Genomic DNA, 23,346 nt, shown 5'->3' with positions numbered 1-23,346 from the left:
AACGCGCACTTGGGACGTCCAGAAGGTCAGGAAGGAGGGCTCGGTCTTGTGGGTACGTGAAAGCGCCAAAGCCATGCTCTGGGCGGATGAGCAGCCGATCGTCCTTATCGCCTGCGAAGATATCACGGAGCGAAGGCGGACCGAACTTGCCCTGCAGCGGAGCGAAGCACATTTGACCCAGGCGCAGGAGTTGAGTCGCACAGGCAGTTTCAGCTGGAACCCCACTACGGGCGAGGCCTTCTGGTCAAAGGAGACATTTCGGATTTTCCAATTAGATCCTCAGACAGTGCCTCTGGGGCCACAGCTCGTCGTTGAGCGCACTCATCCAGATGATAGGACTTCGGTTCAAGAAACTATCGATCGCGCGATGCGAGAGTCGAGCGATTTCGAGCACGAATACCGGCTTCTGCTACCGGACGGCTCGGTAAAGCACATCCATGCGCAGGCGCGAGCTACGAGAACAGCCTCTGGTGAGATCGAGTTTGTTGGGGCAGCTACGGATATTACGGCGGCTAGGCGAGCAGAACAACAGCTGCGCCGCAGCGAGGCCTATCTGGCCGAAGCCCAGCATCTCAGTCACACGGGCAGCTGGTCCTGGGACGTCTACGGTCTAGATTTCGTGTATCGCTCCGCCGAGGTCGATCGTTTGTTTGGCTTTCGACCAGAAGAGCCGGTATCGATCGAGACCATTCGATCGCGCATCCATCCGGACGACTTGCCACGGCTGGAGGAGGCGCAGCGCCAGGCTATTGAACACAAGTATGAGCGGTTCGAATATGATTTTCGTGTCCTTCCACCTGATGGCGGGATACGACGCATACACTCCGTTGCGCACGTGGTGGTCGGCAACGATGGTAAAGTCAGCGAGCTGATCGGAACACATATGGATGTCACCGAGCAACACGCAGCTAGGGAGCGCCTGGAAAACACACTTGCCGCGCTGCGCGAAAGCGAACAGCGCTTTCGCGACTATGCCGGAACAGTTTCCGACTGGCTCTGGGAAACTGGGCCGGATCATCAGGTCACTCGCTTATCCGAGCACACCAGCGCTGCGGGACTTTTGGAGATAGGATTGATCGGCCTGCTTCCCTGTGACATTGCGTGCGACGTCGAAGAGGAGGCGGAGAAGTGGCAGCAGCATCGGGCGACGTTGGAGGCCCATCTCCCGTTTCGGGATCTCGTCTACCGCACCGTGAATCGGACAGGCTCTCCGATCTACGTCCGCACGAGTGGCAAGCCTTTTTTCGATGGAAACGGGACCTTTCTTGGCTACCGTGGCGTCAGCACTGACATCACCGCGACCATTCGCGCCGATCAAGCCGAACAAGAACTACGAAAGGCACAAGCGGAGCTCGCGCATGTAACGCGTGTAACGACCTTAGGAGAGCTGACAACTTCGATCGCCCATGAAATAAGCCAGCCACTCGCCGCTATTATCAGCAACGCCGATGCGTGCCTCGGTTGGATGGGGCGGAAAGCTCCTGATCTTTCCGCTGCGCGCTCTTCGGTGGAGTGGATCATCGAAGACGCAAGCCGGGCAAGCGAGGTGATCCGTCGTATTCGCGCGCTCGCGAAGAAAGGCGACATTGAGATGGCGCCGCTCAAAATCAATGAGGTCGTCAAGGACGTCATTGCGCTGGTAACACGAGAGCTGGTTAGCCACCGAGTGACGCTACGAACTGAGTTGATGGCAGGGTTGCCTACGATCCTCGGCGACCGGATTCAGCTACAACAGGTTATCATCAACCTGGTGATGAACGGAATCGAAGCCATGGACGCAGTTACCGAGCGGACGCGCGAACTGCTGATTCAATCATCAAAGAACGATGTGGGGCACATCCAGCTTGCCGTGACCGATTGCGGCGTCGGCATCGCCGAGAACGACGCAGACCGCGTCTTGGATCCTTTCTTCACCACTAAATCGAGTGGCCTTGGAATGGGCCTCTCGATCTGCCGGTCCATCGTGGAAGCCCACGGAGGACGGCTGTCAGTCGTCCACAAAAATGGACCGGGCGCGACCTTCCAGTTCGCCCTACCGCTGCATAAGGAGGCCGTCTCGTGACAGGACGATTTGACTCGCCAGGTGGGTGAAGTCAGCAATGCTGAGTTCTCGACAAAGGCGATTGTCTTCGTCGTCAAGGATGACGTCTCCATGCGTCGCTCGCTTACGAACCTTTTTCAATCGGTAGGGTTAGACGCTACAGAGCACAATTCCGGACGTTTTTAGCTGTCTAGTTCTTGATGTCCGGCTTCCAGGCTTGAGCGGCCTTGACTAGCATACCGAGCTAGCGAGGTTGAATATACATATTCCGATCATTCTCATTACCGGCCATGGCGACATTCTCATGACCGTCAGGGCCATGAAGGAAGGAGCGGTCGATTTTCTCAGCAAACCGTTTCGCGATCCAGGAACTACTTGATGCCGTGGTTGCGGCGACCGAACGCGATCGCAAAACACGGAGGCTCAGCAGATCGTCGCGAACCTCCAGTCTCGATTTTGAGAGCTTAGGCCTGCGCGAGCAGGGGGTGATGAAACTGGTCGCTGCCGGCTTGATGAACAAGCAGTAAACGCCGAGCTTGGGCTCGCGGAGATTACGGTCAAGATCTACCGGGGGTACGTAATGAGGAAGATGCGTGCACGGTCGCTGGCCGACTTGATCAGAATGACTGAGACGTTGGGAATTCGCGCCAATCGTCCTGAACGAACTCAAGTATGATTTTACAATTTCATCAGTCCAGCCCACTTTTCGAAGGCGGCTATTGCTCGCAGCCGAAGGCGCCGCCCTCCCAGACATGCGTTGACAGTAGTCGTTCGACGAGCAGGATCCAAGCCACGCTCTTCCGAAGTAGGCGAAGTCTGGCAGAAGTTGGCCGCGCCCCCTCACCCCGTTCGAATGCGGTTTCCGCGAACGTCCTCATAGGCCGTCGGCAGTGCTTTCGATGATCCGGCGATTGGCGCCGTTGCGTTTTGAACAGAAATACACCAGCGATCGGCGCTCCCCAGCGTGCACAGGCTTCACCTCATGTCGGATCCTACATGTGGTGACAACGACGGCGCCAAACGGCGGTCGAAATACCTGCTGTTCGTACGCGTTCGGATAGACCACGAACTCGCCCCCCTCAAAGTCCCTCGCGAGTTGCACAATCACGGAGTACTCGAAGTCAGGGTCGCTCTCAGCGTCTAAGTGGATGCCAACGAACGAGCCGGGAGGCAGTCGATGCATCTGGCATCGGCGTATGACGTAATCTGACGATGCTCCCAAGATCTTTTTCAGTGCAAAGCTGCGGTCTTTCCTCTCAAGCAGTTCGATGATCTGTCCTGGAGCTTTGCCATGCACATTGGACGGAGGGCGGCCCGGCGGATCTACCCTCACCCGCTTCACGAAGACATAGTGCGAGTCGCCGGCATCTCCCACCCGCACCTCTTCTTCGGGTATTTCCATCTGGAGCTGATCGATCCTCGCCAAATCATCTTGGGTGAACAACGTCTGGGGGGCGATCACGACCGTACCCTTCACCAATAGTTCTATACGGTATTTGGTGAGAGCCTCTTCTGAAAGCAGACGAGATCTCTCGTTCATTGCGCGCACCATGCGGCTTTACTCCAAGTTTGATCTTAACGGGAGGCTCCCCTATCCTCGTGCGTCGGGTGGAACGCTTCCTCCCAATGCTCGCCATCGAATTCTTCTATTGTTATGTTTTCGATCGTTCTCTTATCCAAGCACCGAATGTTTACGCTGAAACCCGCGGGGTTCGATCGTGGCCGATAGAACGGCTTTACGCCGCAAATCCGGCAAAAGGTGTGACGAGCGATATTCTTGTTAAATTGATATGTATTGAGAAACTCTTCGCCACACTCAATCCTGACCTTATTGCCGGGCACAAGCAGGTGCAGAAACCCGGACATTCGGCAGATGGAGCAGTTGCATCGAACTGCGAAAAGCTCTCGCGGCGCTTGGACGTAGAACTTGACGGCACCACAATGACAGCTGCCGTGATGCTCGACCTCCGCAAGGCGATCTTCCTCAATTGAGACAGTTTGCAGCAGATCGCGGCACCACTGTAAGCTGAGCCGATAGGCTCGATCGAATTCATCCAAAAACCGACCATTGCCATCAGCAGGTACAAGTTCGCGAATGAGCCGGGTCGTCATTTCTCCATGATACTTCTCGGCGGGATCCTCGCCGCCGACATGACTGCGGAAGTACTCAAGATCGTCGGACCGCGCATCAAAGGTTTTGGCCAGGGTGGTCCACAGCGACTGGATCATGTCCGCAGCATGCAGCTCAAAGGCGACCATGTGGGCGCAGCGCGCGACCGGGTCTTTCGATGACAATCCAGCATAGAGCGAATGCAGGTACCGCTTCGTTGTAGCGCTATAATTTGGCTGTATTGTTCTACCGAGTAGTCGCGATGCATCCTTTCTAAGTAGGTTTGAGTGGAAGCTTTCAGTCGCCAGAATATCGGGTAGCGCCGCCTTGCCGCCTTGGAGAACTCGGCCATAACCACCCGTCTCATCCCAACAGATGAAATTCGCGACCACGCTGGTTAGCTCAACATCCCTCGGAAGGTCTCGGTTGCGACGCATCGCATCAAATATGAGATCCTTCTGCGAGCCTGCCTGCAGGTAAGGGAACGCCTGTGACATCGCCAAATATTCAGGCAGCAAGCTCGCAACTTGTTTTTTAGACATCTCCGCGGCGAACGGATGCAGGCCAAACAGATTTCGGGCTTGCTCAGTCAAGGACTCGCAAAATATCTGCGAAGGTCGATCCAGTTGACGTTGCGACGCTTGAGACGACTTCATTTGACCCTGACGTGAGGAGAGAATGATGTTTGAGGAGCACTTTCGAAGGCGCCAACTTGGTCCGACAGGTTTGCGGTCGCGTTCGCCGTACAGGTGAACTGCCCGACGACCATCTTCGCAGTACCAGACAGGGCCATCAGAGGATCAGTCCAGTTCATGAGCGCGTCGATAGGAACGTGCCCATAGATTGAAGCGACGCTCCCTCTCGCGTTGGATTTCCATCCACGAGCAAGCCGATCCCGCGAATGGCGAAATGTGCGATCAATCCTTTGCTGAATCATGCTGAATATCGGTGTCCGCCAGGCCAAGTAAGGCTCGGCCGACATGCGCAGGCGGCACATCCGGCCACCTCGACGCTTTCATCTGCGACCTGTCGTGGACGGATCAAGCCTCCTCGGTTGCTGTTCACTGCCAGCTCATCGCATCCCCTGCAGACTTGATTCGGCATTGCCGAGACGAACCACATCCAGTGGGTCCTTCGAGGCCTGCGGCCGCAATCTACGCGACATTGCGGCTGCCGGCCGAGCGCGATTGTCTCAAGGCAAAGGGACCGCCGCTGCCATTCGCCCGCTCTGTGCACTCGTTCGATATCCATTCCTGCACGCTTGTAGCAATTGCTATGCCAACCTTGCATTACGCGGGCAAATGTCTGAGTGCGAACCGACTATTCGATGCTGGTGTATTGGATCTGGCGGGAATTTACGCGCACTTAAGAAGCCGAACAGTGTAGGCGCGTTATCGAATCATCCGACACCATCCGCGGTGGACACAGAGCTAGTGAAACGCCAAAGATTGCTCGAAAAGCTACCGCGTAGGTGACCGAGCGGAAGCTCGTGCCCTGATTTCGTCTCGATCAGGCGGGCTTCTGGCGATTGATGTTGGGAGCGCTTGCGCCTCCGAAAGCAAATTCAATCTGTGCACAATGAAGCTGTCGTCGAAGATAAGCCGAAAAGATCAGGCGCCTTCCGGTTGGTCGGTAATGTCTCTAAGAGAAAAATCACGGCCTGATTGCAATTGGGCTGGCGCGAGGTTTTACGCAACCGGCCATTTCAGACGGGAAGGAAACTTGCTGTGTCACAAACGCTCGTTCAGCATGCGACAGTCAAATCGCGCATCAGCGCCATTCTTCGTGCGACCAGCGGCAATTTTCTCGAGCAGTTCGACTTTTTCTTATTCGGCTTTTACGCCAGCGCCATTGGGAACGCTTTTTTCCCCTCGGACAACGAAACCGCCTCGTTGCTCAACACCTTTGGCGTGTTCTGGCTGGGCGCCCTAATGCGTCCCGTCGGGGCGATTGTACTGGGAGCCTATATCGACAGGATCGGCCGTCGCGAAGGCCTTATCATCACGCTATCGATCATGGCGGTCGGTACGGTGATTATCGCCTTCTGTCCCAGTTATGCGACAATCGGCATTGCCGCCCCCATCATTGTTCTAGCAGGACGGCTGTTGCAGGGTTTTTCCGCCGGCGTCGAGGTCGGCGGCGTTTCGGTCTATTTGGCGGAGATCGCGAGCCCAGGCAATCGCGGTTTCTATACCTCTTTTCAATCGTCCAGCCAGCAGGTCGCGATCTTTGTCGCAGCGATCGTGGGCTACCTACTGAATGAATCGATGCCGCTCGAAGCCGTCGCCTCCTGGGGTTGGCGCATTCCTTTTTTTCTCGGCTGCCTTATCATTCCTCTTATCTTTTTCCTTCGTCGGACGCTGGAGGAATCTCCGGAATTTTTGACGATGAAGAAGCATCCCACGGCGCGCGAGGTCTTTGCCTCGGCGCTAGTCCATTGGCGCACGGTCGTTCTCGGGATGATGATGGCGATCCTGACCACGACGACTTTCTATTTCGTCACCGTCTACACGCCGACATTCGGCAAGACCGTGTTGAAGCTGTCCACCCAGGATGCGCTCTTGGTGACTCTCCTGGTCGCGGTGACCAACTTCTTCTGGAATCCAATTGGCGGCACCGTTTCCGACCGCATCGGCCGCAGGCCCGTTCTGCTGGCCATTGCTGGCCTCGCGTTGATGACCGCCTATCCGGCTTTGAGTTGGTTGGTAAGCGCCCCCAGTTTCAGCAAGCTGCTTGCGGTGGCGATGATGTTCTCGTTCTACTTTGGCGTCTACAGCGGGGCTATGCTGGGTGCTCTCGTCGAGATCGTGCCTGCGCATGTGCGCACAACCTGCTTCTCCCTGGCCTTCGCGTTCGCGGCGGCCCTGTTTGGTACGTTTACGCCTCTGGCCTCTACTTGGCTCATTGAACGGACTAATGACAAGGCTTCACCCGGATTCTGGCTGATGTTTGCAGCTGCTCTCGGTATCATCGCGGCACTCACCATTTACAGGGGAACCCCCAAGCCGTTGAGAGTTGCTAAGGCTTCGCTTCGGAAATCGCCCGAGAGCGCTTTGGGCGTCCAAGCAGCATCGCACTAGCACGTGATCCTAACCGCTGACTGTCAGGCGGCCTCGATCGATGCACGGAGTCGGAGTTCGCTCAGCGTATCGACACGGGGCTAGGAGTAGCATCGCATGTCCTACATTGTCGGAAACCAGACACGACGCGATGACTGCATGTCTGACGCTTTACAAGCAGGCCCTAAGAGTGCCACGTCCACGGTGACCCGTGTACGCGGCAAATCGCCATCCAACATTGAGACCAGGTCGGCGGCCGCTGGACGTCGGCTGTGAGCGTTGGAAAGTCCTGGTCTGGAGACCGCCTTGTTGCGCTCCGAGCAGCGGACGGTTCCATCGTCGCGAATGTGTAGCAGGTTGGGTAGCAGCAGGCCGTGATGGACGTTGTCGGCGTCCGGATTGCGTCCCCACGCCGACAGTCCGAGCTGTATCGCGGTATAGAACCCTGGCACCGTGAGCTCGGATCGATATCGGCCTCAACTCCGCGCCGGTGCGTCGGCACGGACCGACCGATTGGGCGCACTCTCGAGGGTGCTACTGTTGTCGTTGCGGCTCAGCGCGAGGGCTGGTATCGCGGCAGAATGGCCGGTGAGCATGGGAGCGCTCATGAGGCGGGATACCGATCGACGCGAGCCCGACGCCAGCGCTTGATGGTCATCAAGCGACATCGCCGCTGATGTCATTGAGATGCAGCCTTATGACGCCCGTGCCCGTATGCAGCGACCGGTGCGGTCCGATGGTGCACCGCCTTGCATTTTTCAGGCGGGCAGTTCGTGCCGCCATAGCCTCGTGGCTTGCTCGGACACGATGCGCTCCGGCACATCGGTCAGTTCGGACTGCAGATCGGCTCTTTGGATTTTGCCATTTCCAGGAGCGACGTCGGGCCGCTCAGCTTTCGGCCGCCTTCGCTGCCGCTGAACAAAGCAATGCGTCTTGTAATCGACGCATGGAACGCACGACGTTCTCTCGCCATCGATTCTCAAGGTTGGAGTTGACCGGCCTGCGGGGCACGCCTTGTGTCGGATCCCGGTTCCGCTCCGCCAAATGCGATAGTCGTCACCGCAGGGCGGTGTCTCTGCACCGAAGGCCGATCCGCAACCGCTAATCGGCATTCTTCGATGACGCTGAACAATCAAAGGACGCCAGCCATGTCAGTCTTCCGCGATCAGCCAAGTCCTCTGATGTCGCGGTTGTTACAGAGGCCGGGCTCAAAGAGCGCAAGCTACCCGGTCGCAATGAGACTTGGATTCCATCTGATGGCGATACAGTTCCAAAATCCCTTGTGGGGATAACACCGTCCGAATGTAAGCGATTTCCCTGCCTGAGAGCCTCCGCTGGCAGTTTCAACGATCACATTGCGTGAGAAACACAACCTTTGCGCTACTCCCGTGCTGGCCCATATCGTGCATCGCGCGCAAATGTGGGACAAGAGAGCAGCCAAAGATGAAAGTCACGTTTGCGCTTTTGCCGTCAACAGCCGGTGTAGTGCCGGCGACGACGACTAGCAACCTCGTGGAGACGAAAGCGTGGACATTTTGCGTGCGTCGGTCACGCCGCTCTGGATTCGTCCAGGGGATGCGGGCCTGGGCATCACGCCTTGTGTGCGCCAACACATCGATGTCAAGTGATGTGCGCGCGCGTACGGTGGCAACCAACCGCGTTTGGCGCTGGTTTCGCAACTTTGAGCGGCTTCGGATCTACCCGCGCCCCCACCACTCTACCCGCGCGAATAGCCCTTAGAGTCGAAACCAAGGCCGCTCGCGCGCTTACACAGATGAATGCGCGCCAATTCTGCCACGAGGTGCTTAGACGTGCCCGATAAACCGGATCTTCGAAGTTTCAAGCTACATTCGCAACGCGATGCCGTGCTCAATGAAGTGCATGCGCGCCCGTTTATGCAGCTTGTTCCTCCCTTGAAGGTGACTCACTTCGCACTACTTGCGCAGGGTGATGCGGCCGCAAGCGATCGCCGCGCCTTCGTCTCGTTTTGTCGAGAGCGTGACCTTCCAGCTCCGCAACTCTCAGCGAAACATCACCAAATCGACATTGGACCCGCTGTGCTTCGCTGGGAGCAGCATGCCGAATTCGCAACCTTTACCTGGATAGCGAATGGCCCGTTCGCTCGACAGAGCGGCGACTTCCAAAGTGCGGTTCACTCCTTGATGCGCGACTTGCGGCAGGAAGGGCAGTTGCTGGTCGCAATCAAGCTGGATGTTGAGCAGCACTCCTCCCCATTGAGGCGCGCCGAACAACTTTTCGACAAGAGCAGCCTCGCCATGGTCCGCATAAAAGGCGGAGCCAGCGTTATGGCCTCTGATTTTCGCGTCGACGAAAGCGGTTTCACCAAAATTCTTGTTTGCGACCTTGGGCTGACGCCGCACAATCTTGGTGCACTGGTGCAGCGGCTACTTGAAGTTGAGACCTATCGTCCGTTGGCGCTGCTCGGCCTGTCGGCCGCTCTTGAGCTTGGTCCATTTGTCGATCGCATCGATAGACGTCTCGGTGAGGTGCTCGAAGAAATGCAAGGCGCGGAGGGATTGAAGCTCAACAACCATCTGCTTGCCGAACTGACCGCGTTGGCCGCCACTTTCGAGCGAGGCGCGACCGGAAGCCTGTATCGCTTCGGCGCCAGCAGAGCATATTACGAGCTAGTCCAATCCCGACTGTCCATCATCGAAGGCAGCGAGATCACGGACTATCCGACATGGTCGTCGTTCCTGGCGCGCCGGATGGCGCCTGCGATGCGAACTTGCGAGACGACCAAGGATCGTGAGGTAACTCTGTCGGTCAAGTTGGCGCGCGCCGCCGATCTGTTGCGAACTCGTGTCGACGTTGAAATCGAACGGCAGAACCGCGACCTGTTGCATGCGATCAATGAACGCACCGGACAACAGCTTCGGCTGCAGTGCACGGTGGAGGGATTATCGGTCGCGGCGATAGGATATTACGTGGTCAGTTTGTTTGGCTACCTAGCCAAGGGAGCGCACGATGTTGGACTCCATGTAGAACCCTCTTATCTAACCGCGGCGTGCGTGCCGGTCGCAGTCGGAGTGATCTGGCTGGTTAGTTACAATGCACGGAAGCGACACCTCAAGCATCGCGACGAGCCGTCTGTAACGGACAAATAAGCATCGATTGCAGCTGATTGACAACAGAGCTCGACGGCAGACATTCCCGACCCACGTGGCAACAGTTTTGACCAAGTCGTCGGCGGCCCAGATGGAGGTGATCGGCGACGGGAGGATTGCGCTTGAGCACCGCCGAACGGTCAGCGCCAGGCTCTACGTGCCTCCGGGCATGTCGGTGTGACCGGATGAGAGCCAAACCTTGACGCATTTACGACCGTAACGCTTATCGTCGCCAAGAAACTCGAGGTCAAGCATCGCGGGCTAGCGCCGTAAGATCGGTTTCGAGCTTCGGTTGATGCTTAAAAATAGCATCAATCAACGCCTGCGCTGGTTGCTCGGCGGCCTCCACCAGCGCCGCTTTCTCAGCCCGCGCAGAAGGAGCGAAGACTCGCTTGACGACGGTCGGCGAGCCCTTAAGGCCGCATTTGGAGACGTCCTCGACGCCGGCATCGTGCGCGCTCCATTTCACGATTGGTGCACGCGCAGCACGCAAGGCATCGGCCATCGCGCCGCGCCGAATCTGACTGGTCCCCTCCAGCATGGTAATGAGACAGGGCAACCTCGTGTGCAGCACCTGGACACCACCTTCGGAGCGTCGCTCCGCTTCGATTGTACGGGCAGCGAGATCGAGAGTCTTGACCTTGGCGACGTAGGTCAGCTGCAGCACACCCAGCCGTTTTGCGATGCCGGGTCCAACCTGCGCGGTGTCGCCGTCGATGGTCTGCTTGCCGGTAAAGATGAGGTCTGGCGGGCCATATTCCTTGCCAATTTTTCGGATGGCGGTTGCCAGTGCATATGTGGTGGCCAAGGTGTCGGAGCCCGCAAAGCAGCGATCGGTGAGCAGTACGGCGCGATCGGCGCCAAAGGTCAGCGCTTTCCGCAAGGAATCTTCTGCCGATTGCGGCCCCATTGTCAGCACCGTTATTTCGCCGGCGAACCGGTCGCGTAGCTCGAGCGCTGCCTCGAGCGCGAAGAGGTCATACGGGTTAATGATCGTCGGCACACCCTGACGCATGATCGTATTGGTCACGGGGTGCACGCGGATCTGCGCAGAGTCCGGGACCTGTTTAATGCAGACGACAATATGCACTGAGTTGCTCCAAAGGTTGCGGTAGCTGCGAAGAGGACAGCAAGTGTTGTACCACAGCGCCCGAGTTTGGAATCTGTTAGCTAGCACAGAGGCTTAGATAGATAGATACTCTAGCCAGTCCGGTGTTCTGGACGAACGAATATCGACACCCGTCGGAACTGCGACAGCGCTATTCCGTTCCGTCCGACCACGGTGCGAAGCCGTGAGCTTGCAGGGCCCACACCGCGACCTCATGCGAAATTCAAGCTGCAGGTCCGGGGCGCGCTTGGGAACGGCGCCGGTATCGACGAGATCAAGGCGGCCTGCTTCGGGCGGCGGCATATTGCGGCATTCCTGCAGCTCGAAGCCGCAACTCGTTAGCGACTTCCGCCATCGAGATGCCGTGCTTGCTGACGAGACCCATCAAGGTGACGAGGCCAGCCTGGGTATAGATATTGACGCTGGCCCACCGACCCCGACGTTGATGAACATCGGCGCGTCGGCGAGTGACATCGGCACCGATATCAGAATGCTGAGCGGATCGACGAGGCTGTTGAACAGCGTGGCGAGCCGCGGCACTGCGCAGTTGACGAGGAAAATCAGTCTAGTCCTATCGGCCGAAATCCGTCTGCCCGTCAGCTTCTGGAAAGCTAAGCGCGACACCATGAGAGCGCGGATGCCTCGACGGCGATGCCGCCCAGCGAACGCAGTGGACGTGCACCTTTGGAGCACTCGATGCTCGAGGGGGGCATGCTTGGCACCATTTTGACGGTAAGTCGGACGCCGGCGCTGAACAAGCCTCCGAAATAGTTCTCCGCAGGTCGCAACACGAACGACCTTCGTCGAACGAGGGCTCGAGCGGCTTCGTCATTTGAGAGGATAGACCGGATGGATTTCAACCCAGCGAACACGAGCCCACGGCCCGACGTACCATCGTCCCCCGACTCAGCGGGCTTTGAGCATGAGCTGAGCGCATCGCAGGCGCTGGCCGAAGCCCCCGATTGTGGCCAGGATCGGATTTGGCAGGAGATCGCATCCGCGCCATCGCGGGCAGAGCCCCCCGAACTGCCGAAGCTTCCGATTTCGGCAGCGGTTCAATTTGGCAACACCTTGAACCCGAACTGATGCGTGGTGGGCCATCGCGAGCCGGGCCGTCATCGTCCGCGGGCGCTGGGCGGCCAGATCTCGGAGTTTTCGTCTCGCAAAACGGACGTCGGGCCAAGGAGTACTCGCGCGACTATGACGCGTGACTTTGAGCCGCGACTTCTGACTTCCGAACGCAGCCAACCATCCGGCCAAATGCGGCCGGTTTCCGCTCGATCAAGAAAACCGACAATGTTTGAAACACTAAGCCGTAAACCCAACGATCCCCTGCTTGCGCTGATTGGGCTCTTTGACGCAGATCCCCGACCAGACAAGATCGACCTTGGGGTCGGCGTCTATCGGGACGAGGCCGGTCATTCGCCGATCTTTCGTGCCGTAAAGGCTGCGGAGCACCTGATTTGCGAGACCCAGAACACTAAGGCGTACGTGGCGCCGGAGGGTGATCAAACATTCCTTGATCTGCTGTGGTCGTTAGTTGGCGGGCATACGGCAACCGTCCACGCCTCTGGTGTGCAGACACCCGGTGGCTCGGGTGCTTTGCGGCTCGCTGCCGATCTAATTCGAGGGACCGGAACGGGTAAGATCTGGCTAGGTCTACCGAGTTGGCCGAATCATGCAGAAATTTTCTCAGGTGCCGGTCTCCCGGTCGAGACTTATCCATTCTTTGATGTTGCCTCGCAGACCATCTTAATTGACAGCATGATGAATGCACTAGAACGGGCCGAGCCCGGCGACGCAGTTTTGCTCCATGCTTGTTGTCACAACCCGAGCGGCGCTGTGCTGACGGCGGACGAGTGGCGTCGGATCACTGCAATGATCGCTGCGCGCGGGCTTACGCCGTTGATTGATCTTGCCTATCAGGGTTTCGGTGCCGGGCTCGACGAAGACGTCGCCGCGCTTCGTTCGACAATTTCTGCCGTTCCAGAGGCGCTTATCGCGGTGTCCTGCTCGAAATCATTTGGACTATATCGCGAGCGTACGGGCGCGGTGTTTGCGGTCGCCTCTTTGCAATCAGTTTCAGAGACTGCTCGGTCCAATCTTGTTGCTATCGCCCGCGCCAGCTACTCGATGCCGCCCGATCACGGCGCCGCAATCGTGAAGACCATCCTCAGCTCCCCCGAACTATGCCGGGACTGGTGTGAAGAGTTGGAATCGATGCGTCATCGCCTCCTCGCGTTGCGAAAATCTTTCGCCGACGCATTGGGAGGAAGATGGTCGAATGCCGCCGCCGTCGGCTCGCAAGAGGGCATCTTTTCCATTCTGCCCCTCTCTCAGACCGAGGTGCTGAACCTAAGGGAAAAGCACGGCATCTACATGCCGACATCTGGCCGCATCAACGTCGCCGGCTTGAAGCGCAACGATGTGGCGCGTGTCGCAAGCGCGATCAAGGGGCTGTGAGTTCCGCACTGGGACATGGACCTTGATAGAGGCCTCAGACCGCCGTGAAAGGTTCGATCCCTACCGGCCCGCCTGCCAGATTCATCCCTCCAGGCGTATCCACGAAGTCCTGCCTTGGAACTGGCGCCCTCAGAGCATCGCTCACGCCGCCTAACCGCAATCGGCTATCCGGCTATCCGCCCAAAGCGACCTGACCAGGGCCGTCGCCGGATACGTAGGCCTGACTTCATTCCGATCGAGAACGCCGTCGCCAGGCTCAAAGGACTTTTGCGTCAGGCCGCAGAGCGAACCGTCGAAGGCCTCTGGACCGTGATTGGTGGCATCATTGACCGCTCCACAGCAACCGAATGCCGCAACTACTTCATCGCCGCAGGATACGCTGCTGCATGATCGGCGAATGCTCTAGCTTGCGCCGCGGTCTCCTCCACGTTGGCGAGCTTGAGCTCAAGCTGCTCCAGCAATGCGCGTCGCTCGGAGGACTGTCCGAACTTCTCGTGGCTGAGCTTCTCGCGAGTTGAGCTTCTCGATCAGCAAGGCCGCCTGGGCTTCGGCTTCCGCGGCCAAACAGGCGGCTCGCTCGGGCGAGCCCCTCGGTGTAGTGTCCGGGAGAGCCGCTCCAACTGCCAACTCCATTAGCCCAAGCCGGGATGGGCCAGTCGACTCTGGAGGGACCGCCGACTGGCGACGAGGTTGTCGAGGTGCAGCGGCTCGTGCGCTGGCCGCTCTCCCTGGGCCAATCGTCGAACAAGCGCCCGCGTGCCGTCCACCAAAAAGACGCCACAATCATAGCTGTTCCGCTGCTGGGCCATGTTGGGAGACTCCAGGCGGGCGCGCAGCCGTCGTGCGAGCTGTGTTGCCGCCTCGTGGTTGTGTCCCCGGACAGAGTCGTAGTGATAGGCAACCGGCGCTTCTCGTATGCTGCGATCAAGGAGCAGCAGCGACCAATGCGTGCCGAGGCGATTAGGATCCATAGCGTCGTTCACTGGCAGGAACAGGAAGTCGGCCGCATCATTACCATTTGAAGCGTAGACGATGCGCTGGAACGCGCGGAGCATGTCGGGCTCGGCGCCGAAGCGCAGTTGATAGTGAGCTATCAGGGGGTCCACCAGCTGCGTCAGGGCGGCGAGTTCCGGACGGCCCCGCCGCAACTCCTCCGCTAGGAGCTCATAATCCCGGTGGATATGCTTGTCGCTCAGCCATTCCTTGGCACCGAGCTCTAGTTTGCTGCGGCCGTAGGAGGAGGCTGTTGGATCCACAGCCCCGGTTTGAGCATCGGCGGATGTGCGCGGCAAAGGCGCAGAACGAGCATCATCACGCAGCTCCTGCAGCGTGGGCGAATTTAGATCAATCACTTGCGGTCTGGGCGCATCCCGACCAACAAATGATACAGAACCAGCGTAGGTGTCTGAGCGAACCCTGGCAGGATCGGCTGGCGCAAAATGAGCATCGTCGCGCAACTCGGACGGCGGTGGCGCATTCAGATCAACAAATGGCTCGAGTCCAGCGTAGGAATCTGAGCGAGCCCTGGCAGGATCGGCTGGCACAAAGTGAGCATCGTCGCGCAACTCGGACGGCGTTGGCGCATTCAGATCAGCAAATGGCTCAAGACCAGCGTAGGTGTCCGAGCGATCCCTGGCAGAATCGGCTGGCGCAAACTGAGCATCGTCGCGCAACTCGGTGGGCGTTGGCGCATTCAGATCAGCAAATGGCTCAAGACCAGCGTAGGTGTCCGAGCGATCCCTGGCAGGATCGGCGGGCGCAAACTGAGCATCGTCCCGCAAGTCGGAGGGCGTTGGCGCATTCAGATCAACAAATGGCTCAAGACCAGCGTAGGTGTCTGAGCGAACCCTGGCAGGATCGGCTGGCGCAAACTGAGCATCATCCCGCAAGTCGGAGGGCGTTGGCGCATTCAGATCAACAAATGACTCAAGCCTGCCCTTAGCATTTGACGCGGGCCTGGATGGTGAGCCTGGTTCTTGCAGCTGTTCACTCAACCAAACCCAAGCTCCAGCGCTTAGGCTGGCCGGCGTTGAGGGAAGATCGCGCGAAGAGCCGGAACACCGATCGCCCTGCGCGGCCGGCGAGCGCGGCTGCTCAGGGCCTGGCAGCCCCAGCTCTCGGTTCGCCTCGACGAGTTTCCAGTAGCTGCGAAGATGCGACAGATCGGGACCGTGTACTCTACCTCCAGTCCGTTGGAATGCTACCACGTCATTGTCGAGGGATAACTGCTCCCTGCTGGAGCCGTTTAGCCGCCCGATGATGCTCCCTTTGCCTTTCTCTCTAAGCCACGCACTCAGCGCACGAAGACGCCTCGCCCGCTGTTGCGCAGACTGCCTCAGCTTCGCAGTCGGATTTTGAAGATCTTTCAGAGCTTGGCTCAGCGCGCCCTCGATGAGGGGCGCATCTTCTGGATGAGGAACTAGGCGACGGGGGGCACCGAGGACGCGGGGTTCGGGTACTTCGACTTCTTCCCCTCCACGCAGCAGCCGCCGGAGAACGTCCACAGCCGATCTAATGCGGTTCTGGGGGTCACGGCCCAAGCTCCTGTACTTCGCTATTTCCTCATCGAGCGATGAACCATCTCGCAGCCGAGAAGCTACAGGGCCCCGACGACTTGCGTTGACCCAGCGGACAAAAGTCCCGAGTCCGGAAACATTGTTGTTGACGGCCCCTGGGGTAAGCTTGCGCCGCTCGGCGTGCACGCGAAACCTCGTCAAGAGCTCCGCGTCTTCGGCCGGAAGCTGCTCGCCGATCAGCTCGTCCGGCAACGACACCGGAGCTTGTCTCTGCGCTGGTGACGTCGCCAGTTGATGGAATGGGGCCTGCATCAGCTGCCGCTCAACCGCGTCGCCCTGCGGAGACGGCGAGGAGCTGGGTCCGTCCATCGTCTCCAAAAGCAGATCCTGCTGGTTCGCAGGCAGAGTCTCCGGCCAGCTGACAGCTTCGTTCGACCCGCTGTGCTGCGCAGTCGCGGTGAGGGTCGGCTTCGTCTCGGCGCGAACCGCGTCATCGAGATCAGGAAGGAGGCGAATATGACGCACGAGTTCGATCGCGCTAGCACCCGCCGGCGACCTCAGGAGATGAGCCAGTGCGGCTCCGGCTTTTCTGCGGCCATGAGGGTCCGCCTCCTTATACCGATTGACATCTTCATCCAGCGAGTCGTGGCCAAGCCGAGGAGCAATGCCGGGCTTATCATTTTCACGGAGGTAATCACTGAAATCGATAAGAAGAGTTGCATAGCTCCTGGCGGTGTTGGCGGTGCTCGGGGGTGCTTCTTCCTTGTACTTTTTGATGAGATCCGCATCCTGGGGATAGGGATTCCGCTCAACCCGGCTTGCAAACGGCATGATGCCGCCCGGCGATTGGGAGGCTCGAAGATGATCCAGTGGGGTAGCGATGGCCTGCTCCTCCCTCTCGGCGAACTCCTGGGCATCCTTGTCCAGCGACTTGTCGAAAAGCCGGGAAGCAATGCCCGGCTTGTCGTTCTTCACGAGCCAATGCTCCAAGCTGAGAAGACCACGTAGATTGCGACCGACCGTGCTCTCGGAGGCCCCAGCTTTGATGAGTGCGGGCCTCAGCCCCTCAATAAGAGAGGCATCTTCGTAATAAACAGGATCTAGGCTGCTCCCTGCGAAAACCAATTTTGCATGGTCGGGCGGTAGTGCCGAGGCATTCAGCATTGTTCCACCGCCTTGACCGTGCGGAGGCGGCGTAGATGGGTGCCCGCTCGCCCGTATGATGGAAATCTGCTCGCCGGGCATAAGGATGTTGCGGTAACGTTCATCCGTCAGCTCGTCGTCCTGGTGGCGCCAGTTCACGGGATGAGGGGACTCTGTGGGATTCAATGCCAGGCCACCCCGCGGTGGCTGAAGACACGACGATGCACCGGCTTCGTCGACCGTCCCAAAGAATAAATCTCGATCATCTCCCTCAGCGAGTGTCGCTGGCCAACTGAAGGCGGGCTGCGACCCGCCCTGCTTAGCCGCGGCCTCAATGCTCCCTGCCCGGGCAGTGATTGACGCGACTCCGCCCGGCGACTGAGAGGCGCGGAGACGATCTAGTGCGGTAAGAACGAGGTGCCTGCGACTTTGATCGAAGATCGCAGCGTCGCTGCTGAGCGATTCGTCGTTAAGCCGAGCAGCCACTCCCGGCTCGTTTTTTGCAAAGAGCCACTGGCTGAATCTGCGAAGAGGACGAACATAATTCGTCTTAGCGGTGATCTCCTCGTACCCAGCCTTAACGAGTGCTTCTTGAAGTCCGGAAATCAAGGGCGCGTCTTCGGGATGAAAAGGCGGACCGTTGAGTTTTCTCGCTCCATTACGGAGATGATCAAGTGCCGCTCCGATACTTTTGTTGCCCCCGGCATCCTTGTAGCGCTTGATCTCTTCATTGAGCGGTTCATCCTCGTTCCATTTCTCGTCCTGAAGCCGAGCAGCAATGCCAGGCTTGTTGTTTGCACGAAGGTAGTGGCTGAAATCCGTGAGAATAGATGCATAGGTTTTGGCGGTACTTGAAGTTCCGGCCGCCACTGCTCGCTGTCTGTATTCTTTGATGAGAGTTCCATCCTTGGGATGAGGAGTGAGGTCAGGGCGGCCTGCGATCGGTACGACTCCCCCCGTCAATTGAGAGGTCCGCAGATGAGCTAGTGCCCAACGGACGTTCGCCGTCCCACCTTTGGTTATGAACTCCTCGACATCCTTGTCCATCGACTCGTCATGAAGCCGATCAGCGATGCCCGGCTTGTCCTTTGCAAAGAGCCAGCGGCTCAAGCTGAGCAGATAACCGACGTAGCTCGTGGCGGTGCTCTCGGCGGCTCCAACGAGCGCCTGCTTAAGACCGGAAATAAGGCGCGCATCCTGACCATAAAGCGGCTCCTTGCTGCGACCTACCAAGACCCAATTTGACTGAACGGTCTGGAGCGCTGCGGCGCCCAGCACCGCCTCATCCTTTCCGGCATGCGCCTCAGATCGCGATGCCTCCGCTTGATGGGCGCGGACCTGCATGAGCACGGGAGCGGACGGGACAGCGATCTCGCTCAGCTGCTGCTCAAAGGCCGCCGCATCTGTGGACGGAGCCGGTGAGCTCTCTTGCGAGCCCGCGGTGCCCGATTGTTGACGCACCCAGTTGGTGGATTCGAACTTCATTCGTTCTCACTTTCGGACTATAGGCCAATTTGAAGCCTGAGGTCGTTTGTGATTTGCCACGGAATCGACTCGGCAGCATCGAACCCAGCAGAAAACTATCGTGAACGCCCCAAAATGCCGTGTCGAAGCACTCCGACCGCGCGCTTCAGTCTTCTTGCAGCGATCGCCAGCCATGATCGCTTCTGGAGACCCTGTTCTATGTGCGATATCTGTCGAGAACCTGACGCGGAGCCGCCGACTTCCTGCAGCGGACACGCATGCTGCCTCATGGCCGGAAATCGATAAGGAAGCTCCCGAAGAACGGTTCTGTGGGCGTTCTTGAGCCTTCTTGTATGATCGTGCCCCGTGGCGTGGTGTAGCTGAGTGCGGGTCACCGGCATGGGCCGGATCGGTCAGTGGCGATAGCCGGAAAGCTCACGGCGGGATCATCGCCCAACGGGGCGATGGTTCCCAGTGTCATGTAGCGTCCACGCTCGACGCCCCACCCGTCATTCTGCTCGAACAGGATTGCGCCGACCAGAGGGTGATGGCGTCCTCATTGGGAAAGATGCCGACCACTTCGGTCCGCCGCTTGATCTCGCCGTTGACGAAGCCGGCGCACGCTAGCCTCCCCCTGCAGCGTCGCTGCGGTAGCGGCTGGTCGAGGTCTGGTAGTACTGCGCGCGGATGGCCGCCATGGCCTCGATCAACGCTCCCCAGGGAGAGGGAAAGCGTTCTTTCGCCATCACCCGGTCCAGCATGCGCGTAAGGCCGGCCAGCTCGTCGTTGAGGAACTCTACCACAGGCATAGCCGGATAGCGCTGCAGCAGGAGAATCGCCGCGTTGTAGGCCTCGCCGACCGACCTGTCCTTGTCGCGTCCATGCAGGTCGTTCTGCAGGCGCCCTATCGCGGAGATGAGCCACAGGACCTGGCGAAACGCCGGACGCGCGCGCAAGGTCGCCATGTCCAGCCCCCACAGCAACGACAGGCAACAGAGCACGTTCGCGTAGGCGATCGAATCGATGCCGTTGTGCAAGTACTCGGTGTAAGACCAGCGTTCCGCCCCCGCCGCTTGCGCATGTCCGGCGCGCAGCGCCGCGCAGTAGCACCGGGTATCGTCGAGAAGCTGAGCATAGTCGCGACGATCGTAGGCGAGCGCGGCCAGCGAAGCGCGCAGCACAAAGCAGCCCTCGAATCCGGGAAGCGCGCACGGCACGCCCTGCCCCAGCGCCTGCTCTACCGCGGCGAGCTGCTCCGGCGCGATCAGGCCAAGATCGTTGCAATCGTCGAGCCAGAACAGCAGCGCCAGTTCGCAATAGAATGCCACGATCAGCGTTTCGTCCTGCGGATCGCGGCCGGTGCGGGCGCTGATGTCGCGCAGGCTCAGGTGGATGCTCTGCAGGATGTATCGGCCACCCCTGACCGCTTCCAGGGCATGCTCGTCGGCGAACCCGGTCAGAGAACGCCCCCACTCCAGCACCTGCTGCAGCGCGCGTTCGGTCTGGATCATGTCGCCGCTTCCGATCCCTCGGCCGGGACGCGCGGCCCCCAACGAAGCGCCAGCCACAACCCGGCGAGTTCGGCGACGCGCACGACACGTGTGGGGCAATACAGTTCCTTGCCGATCCACAGCGGCGTCTGCGGCAATGCATGCGCCGCATGGCGGGCGAGCATCCACTCCAGCGCACGCGCCACTGCCTGCGCGATGCGCCGGCGCCCTGTCGGCTCTTCGCTCCCGTTCATCACGTGCAACGCGAAAAGCGCATAGGCGGTTTCCTCGAACGTTGACGCGCGACCCGCGCCCCAGCCGCCGTCGTCGCGCTGCGCCAGCAGCAGCGCCGCCAGCGCGCGCTCATCGCGCCACTGCGCCTTGCCTTGCGCCAGCGCCGCGACCGCATGCGCGGTGGGATACAGCCACGAAACGTGCCATTTTTCGTTGTCCCATAGACCGTGCGGGTTCCGATTAGCTTCGACGTAGGCGCTGGTGCCGGCGGCGGGCTTTCCCAATAGTCGCAACGCATGCAGGGCATGGATGTTGGTCGACACTGAGGTATTGCGCTCGCCGGGGAAGGTGACGAACAGCTCGCCGATTTCGAAATGGCGCAACGCATCGATCGGCGGATCGCGGCCTGCAAGTCGCAGCACGCACATCGCGACGGCGGTGTCGTCCGCGTCGGCCGCGAAGTACAGGGCGGGGCCCAGACCGCGCATGCCCAGGCGCGCGTCGAGCTGCGCGACGATCCCGCCCACCGCCTCGGCGAGCGCGGGATGTGCGAACAGGCCGGCCAAATGCAGGGTATACAGCGACCAGCATGGCTCAAACACATTGATCGGCCAGACGTTGGGAACGACACCTTCGATACCGCTGCGCGTCGCCCGCGATGCCGCCTTCAGATACGCGTCGGCACGTCCGACCTGCGGTGTGCTCCCCCGAGTCAGGGCTTGCGCACGCCACGCGGCGGTGGCCGCCGGACTGATGCCGATGCTGCCGTCGTCATCCGGGCATGCGGTGGTCGGCGACGTCCCCCAGGCTTCCCAAGAGTGCAGCAACGGATGGCCGCTCGGCAACATCGCCACCGCCCCCAGCTTGACTAGGCACGCTTGCCGCAAGGGCAATAGCGCCGGGTGGCGCGGAAACGCTACGCCGCCCAGCAAGGATGCGGCCTTGCCACAAAGCTGCGGCAAGATCAGCTCCGCGCCGATCGGCGCGTCTTCCGGCACCGCATGCACGTAGGGATCGGGTTGGCGCTGGAGGAACCGGGTTGCAGCCTGGACTGCGTCGGCAGCGCCAGGGAGAAGATCGGCACGTTGCAATGCCAGCAACGCCGCCCACGTGGGCGCATGGCGGAACAGCGGGAAGTCCGCGCTTCCCCATCCGCCATCGGCCTGTTGCTGCGCGATGAGCCACGCGCATGCGCCCTGCCGATTGGTGACGTTGCTGTGGAACTGCAGAGCTCGCGCCGTGTCGTAGACGGACGGACCGACGCTGCCGCCATCGCTCATCTCGCGCAGCAGGTGGAGCAATTCGGAAAGGATCTGTTCGGACAGCGCATTCACGCGGGACGTTCCTTCTGCAAACGATTGACGAGACCAGGATCGGGCAGACGCCGCGCACGTCGCCGCAGGCCCCTCGCGGCCCGGCGCCTGAGCAGCGCCGAACAGCCGCATAGGCTTGCGCGCAGCGCGCCACGTGGGCCGCGGCAATGCTGAGCAACCCCTCCGACATCGGCGCGGGCTGCGGACACAATGCAGCATGCACCGTTGCCGCCAGCCAATCGCAGCGCCACAAGGGCGACTGCATGCGGACGGGCGCGCTCATGCGGATGGCGCGTGCTTGAACAGATACGCGTTGGTCCGCTGTAGGATTTGCGCCAACCGTTCCGTACGCGGCCCCAGCGGCGCGATAGCCTCCCCGGCATCGCGCAACAGATCCAGCGCGAACCGCCGTGCTGCTTGCAGTCCCATGATCGAGGCGCAGGTCGGCTTCTGCGCCGCCACGTCCTTGCCAGGGGTCTTGCCCAGCGCCGCGCTATCCGCTGTCACGTCGAGAATGTCGTCGATCACCTGTAGTGCCAGGCCGAAACAGGCGCTGTAGTGATCGAGCGCACGGTACAGCGCAGCGTGCGCGGCATCATCCGCGACTGCGCATAACGCGCCCATGCGAACGGACGCGCGCACTAGCGCTCCGCTCTTCATCCGGTGCATCGCCACGATCCTGTCCAGCTCGACGCGCTTTCCGACCAACGACAGATCCATGGCCTGCCCGCCTGCGGCACCCTCGGCGGACACCGCGTGCGCCAGTTCGCGCACGAGCGCAATATGGTTCTCGGGCGGCGCATCCAGGCGCGCTAGGGTCAGGAAGGCGTGCGCCTGCAGCGCATCGCCGACCAGGATCGCAGTAGCTTCGCCGAACTTGACGTGCACGGTCGGAAGACCGCGGCGAAGCACGTCGTCGTCCATTGCGGGCAGATCGTCGTGAACCAGGGTACAGGCGTGCATCATCTCGATGGCGGCGGCGACGACGTCGAGCGTGTGCGCCGGTGTGTCGGCCAGTACGCCGGCAGCCAGACAGAGCAAGGCGCGGGTACGCTTCCCGCCATGCAAGGTGGCGTAGCGCATCGCCGCCATCAGCTCGGTCTCACCGTCATGTTCGGTGCAGAGAAGACGCGCCAGCTCCAGTTCGACCCGCTTTGCGCCCTCCTGCATCCAGATCTCGGGGAGCAGCGCGCCGGATGCGCCGAGCGCGGAATCATCAATGTCGTCGTGTGGCGTGGAACCGGTCTGCATATTGTTCATGTTCTTGTCCCTGACAG

11 protein-coding genes and 4 pseudogenes are annotated in these 23,346 nt (G+C 59.9%); 6 read left to right on the top strand and 9 right to left on the bottom strand.

The genetic code is table 11. From position 1 onward, the window contains the following. Together E2I15_RS00345 and E2I15_RS00340 are read left to right on the top strand one after the other, a co-directional pair. Nucleotides 1-2,062: PAS domain-containing sensor histidine kinase (locus E2I15_RS00345; protein ID WP_155262134.1), on the top strand; the 2,062-nt coding region annotated here is incomplete at its 5' end. A 90-nt stretch (nucleotides 2,063-2,152) separates the two neighbouring features. Beyond that, nucleotides 2,153-2,717, top strand: a pseudogene (locus tag E2I15_RS00340) (response regulator transcription factor). A 198-nt stretch (nucleotides 2,718-2,915) separates the two neighbouring features. On the opposite strand, the gene E2I15_RS00335 reads toward E2I15_RS00340, so the two are convergent. Both E2I15_RS00335 and E2I15_RS00330 read right to left on the bottom strand, forming a co-directional pair. Further along, nucleotides 2,916-3,593: a 2OG-Fe(II) oxygenase gene (locus tag E2I15_RS00335; protein ID WP_137482334.1), complete on the bottom strand. Its 678-nt coding sequence runs from the start codon at nucleotides 3,591-3,593 to the stop codon at nucleotides 2,916-2,918. A 23-nt stretch (nucleotides 3,594-3,616) separates the two neighbouring features. Further along, entirely contained in the window at nucleotides 3,617-4,807 is a 1,191-nt protein-coding gene (locus E2I15_RS00330; protein WP_137482333.1) for a GFA family protein, read from the bottom strand. Between the two features lie 1,071 nt (nucleotides 4,808-5,878). On the opposite strand from E2I15_RS00330, the gene E2I15_RS00325 reads away from it, so the two are divergent. Together E2I15_RS00325 and E2I15_RS00320 are read left to right on the top strand one after the other, a co-directional pair. Continuing rightward, nucleotides 5,879-7,231, top strand: coding sequence for an MFS transporter (locus E2I15_RS00325; protein WP_137482332.1), 1,353 nt, complete (start codon nucleotides 5,879-5,881; stop codon nucleotides 7,229-7,231). Between the two features lie 1,790 nt (nucleotides 7,232-9,021). Then, complete coding sequence (locus E2I15_RS00320) at nucleotides 9,022-10,338, top strand: DUF3422 family protein (RefSeq protein WP_246668294.1); 1,317 nt, start codon at nucleotides 9,022-9,024, stop codon at nucleotides 10,336-10,338. A gap of 247 nt (nucleotides 10,339-10,585) precedes the next feature. Here E2I15_RS00320 and E2I15_RS00315 read toward each other — a convergent pair whose 3' ends face one another. Further along, a complete protein-coding gene (locus E2I15_RS00315; RefSeq protein ID WP_137482330.1) occupies nucleotides 10,586-11,428 on the bottom strand; it encodes an electron transfer flavoprotein subunit beta/FixA family protein in 843 nt (280 codons plus the stop codon). A 1,314-nt stretch (nucleotides 11,429-12,742) separates the two neighbouring features. Here E2I15_RS00315 and E2I15_RS00310 point away from each other — a divergent pair. Together E2I15_RS00310 and E2I15_RS39040 are read left to right on the top strand one after the other, a co-directional pair. Then, nucleotides 12,743-13,909, top strand: a complete 1,167-nt coding sequence (locus E2I15_RS00310) for an amino acid aminotransferase (RefSeq protein WP_137482329.1) — start codon at nucleotides 12,743-12,745, stop codon at nucleotides 13,907-13,909. A 219-nt stretch (nucleotides 13,910-14,128) separates the two neighbouring features. Further along, nucleotides 14,129-14,299: pseudogene (locus E2I15_RS39040) on the top strand (IS630 family transposase); the annotation flags it as partial. Here E2I15_RS39040 and E2I15_RS00305 read toward each other — a convergent pair. From E2I15_RS00305 to E2I15_RS00280, 6 genes and pseudogenes are all read right to left on the bottom strand, one after another. After that, nucleotides 14,266-14,406, bottom strand: a pseudogene (locus E2I15_RS00305) (IS66 family transposase); the annotation flags it as partial. The pseudogenes E2I15_RS39040 and E2I15_RS00305 sit on opposite strands and share 34 nt — an antisense overlap. A gap of 135 nt (nucleotides 14,407-14,541) precedes the next feature. After that, nucleotides 14,542-19,053 (bottom strand): Ulp1 family isopeptidase, encoded by a 4,512-nt coding sequence (locus E2I15_RS00300; RefSeq protein ID WP_246729338.1) that lies wholly within the window; start codon nucleotides 19,051-19,053, stop codon nucleotides 14,542-14,544. A gap of 370 nt (nucleotides 19,054-19,423) precedes the next feature. Further along, nucleotides 19,424-19,641, bottom strand: a pseudogene (locus tag E2I15_RS00295) (transposase); the annotation flags it as partial. 14 nt (nucleotides 19,642-19,655) lie between these two features. After that, nucleotides 19,656-20,543, bottom strand: coding sequence for a terpene synthase family protein (locus tag E2I15_RS00290; RefSeq protein ID WP_137482328.1), 888 nt, complete (start codon nucleotides 20,541-20,543; stop codon nucleotides 19,656-19,658). Beyond that, nucleotides 20,540-22,090, bottom strand: coding sequence for a hypothetical protein (locus tag E2I15_RS00285; RefSeq protein ID WP_137482327.1), 1,551 nt, complete (start codon nucleotides 22,088-22,090; stop codon nucleotides 20,540-20,542). The genes E2I15_RS00290 and E2I15_RS00285 overlap by 4 nt, the downstream gene beginning before the upstream one ends. A 258-nt stretch (nucleotides 22,091-22,348) precedes the next feature. Continuing rightward, nucleotides 22,349-23,320 (bottom strand): polyprenyl synthetase family protein, encoded by a 972-nt coding sequence (locus tag E2I15_RS00280; protein WP_422109876.1) that lies wholly within the window; start codon nucleotides 23,318-23,320, stop codon nucleotides 22,349-22,351. Between the last annotated feature and the right edge of the window lie 26 nt (nucleotides 23,321-23,346).

Origin of the sequence: Bradyrhizobium sp. BR2003 (assembly GCF_009720285.1) — a bacterium.
In the GTDB taxonomy this organism is placed as follows: Bacteria; Pseudomonadota; Alphaproteobacteria; order Rhizobiales; family Xanthobacteraceae; genus Bradyrhizobium; species Bradyrhizobium elkanii.
The sequence above is the reverse complement of the archived record's forward strand: the minus strand, read 5'-3'. Positions and strand labels throughout refer to the sequence as shown.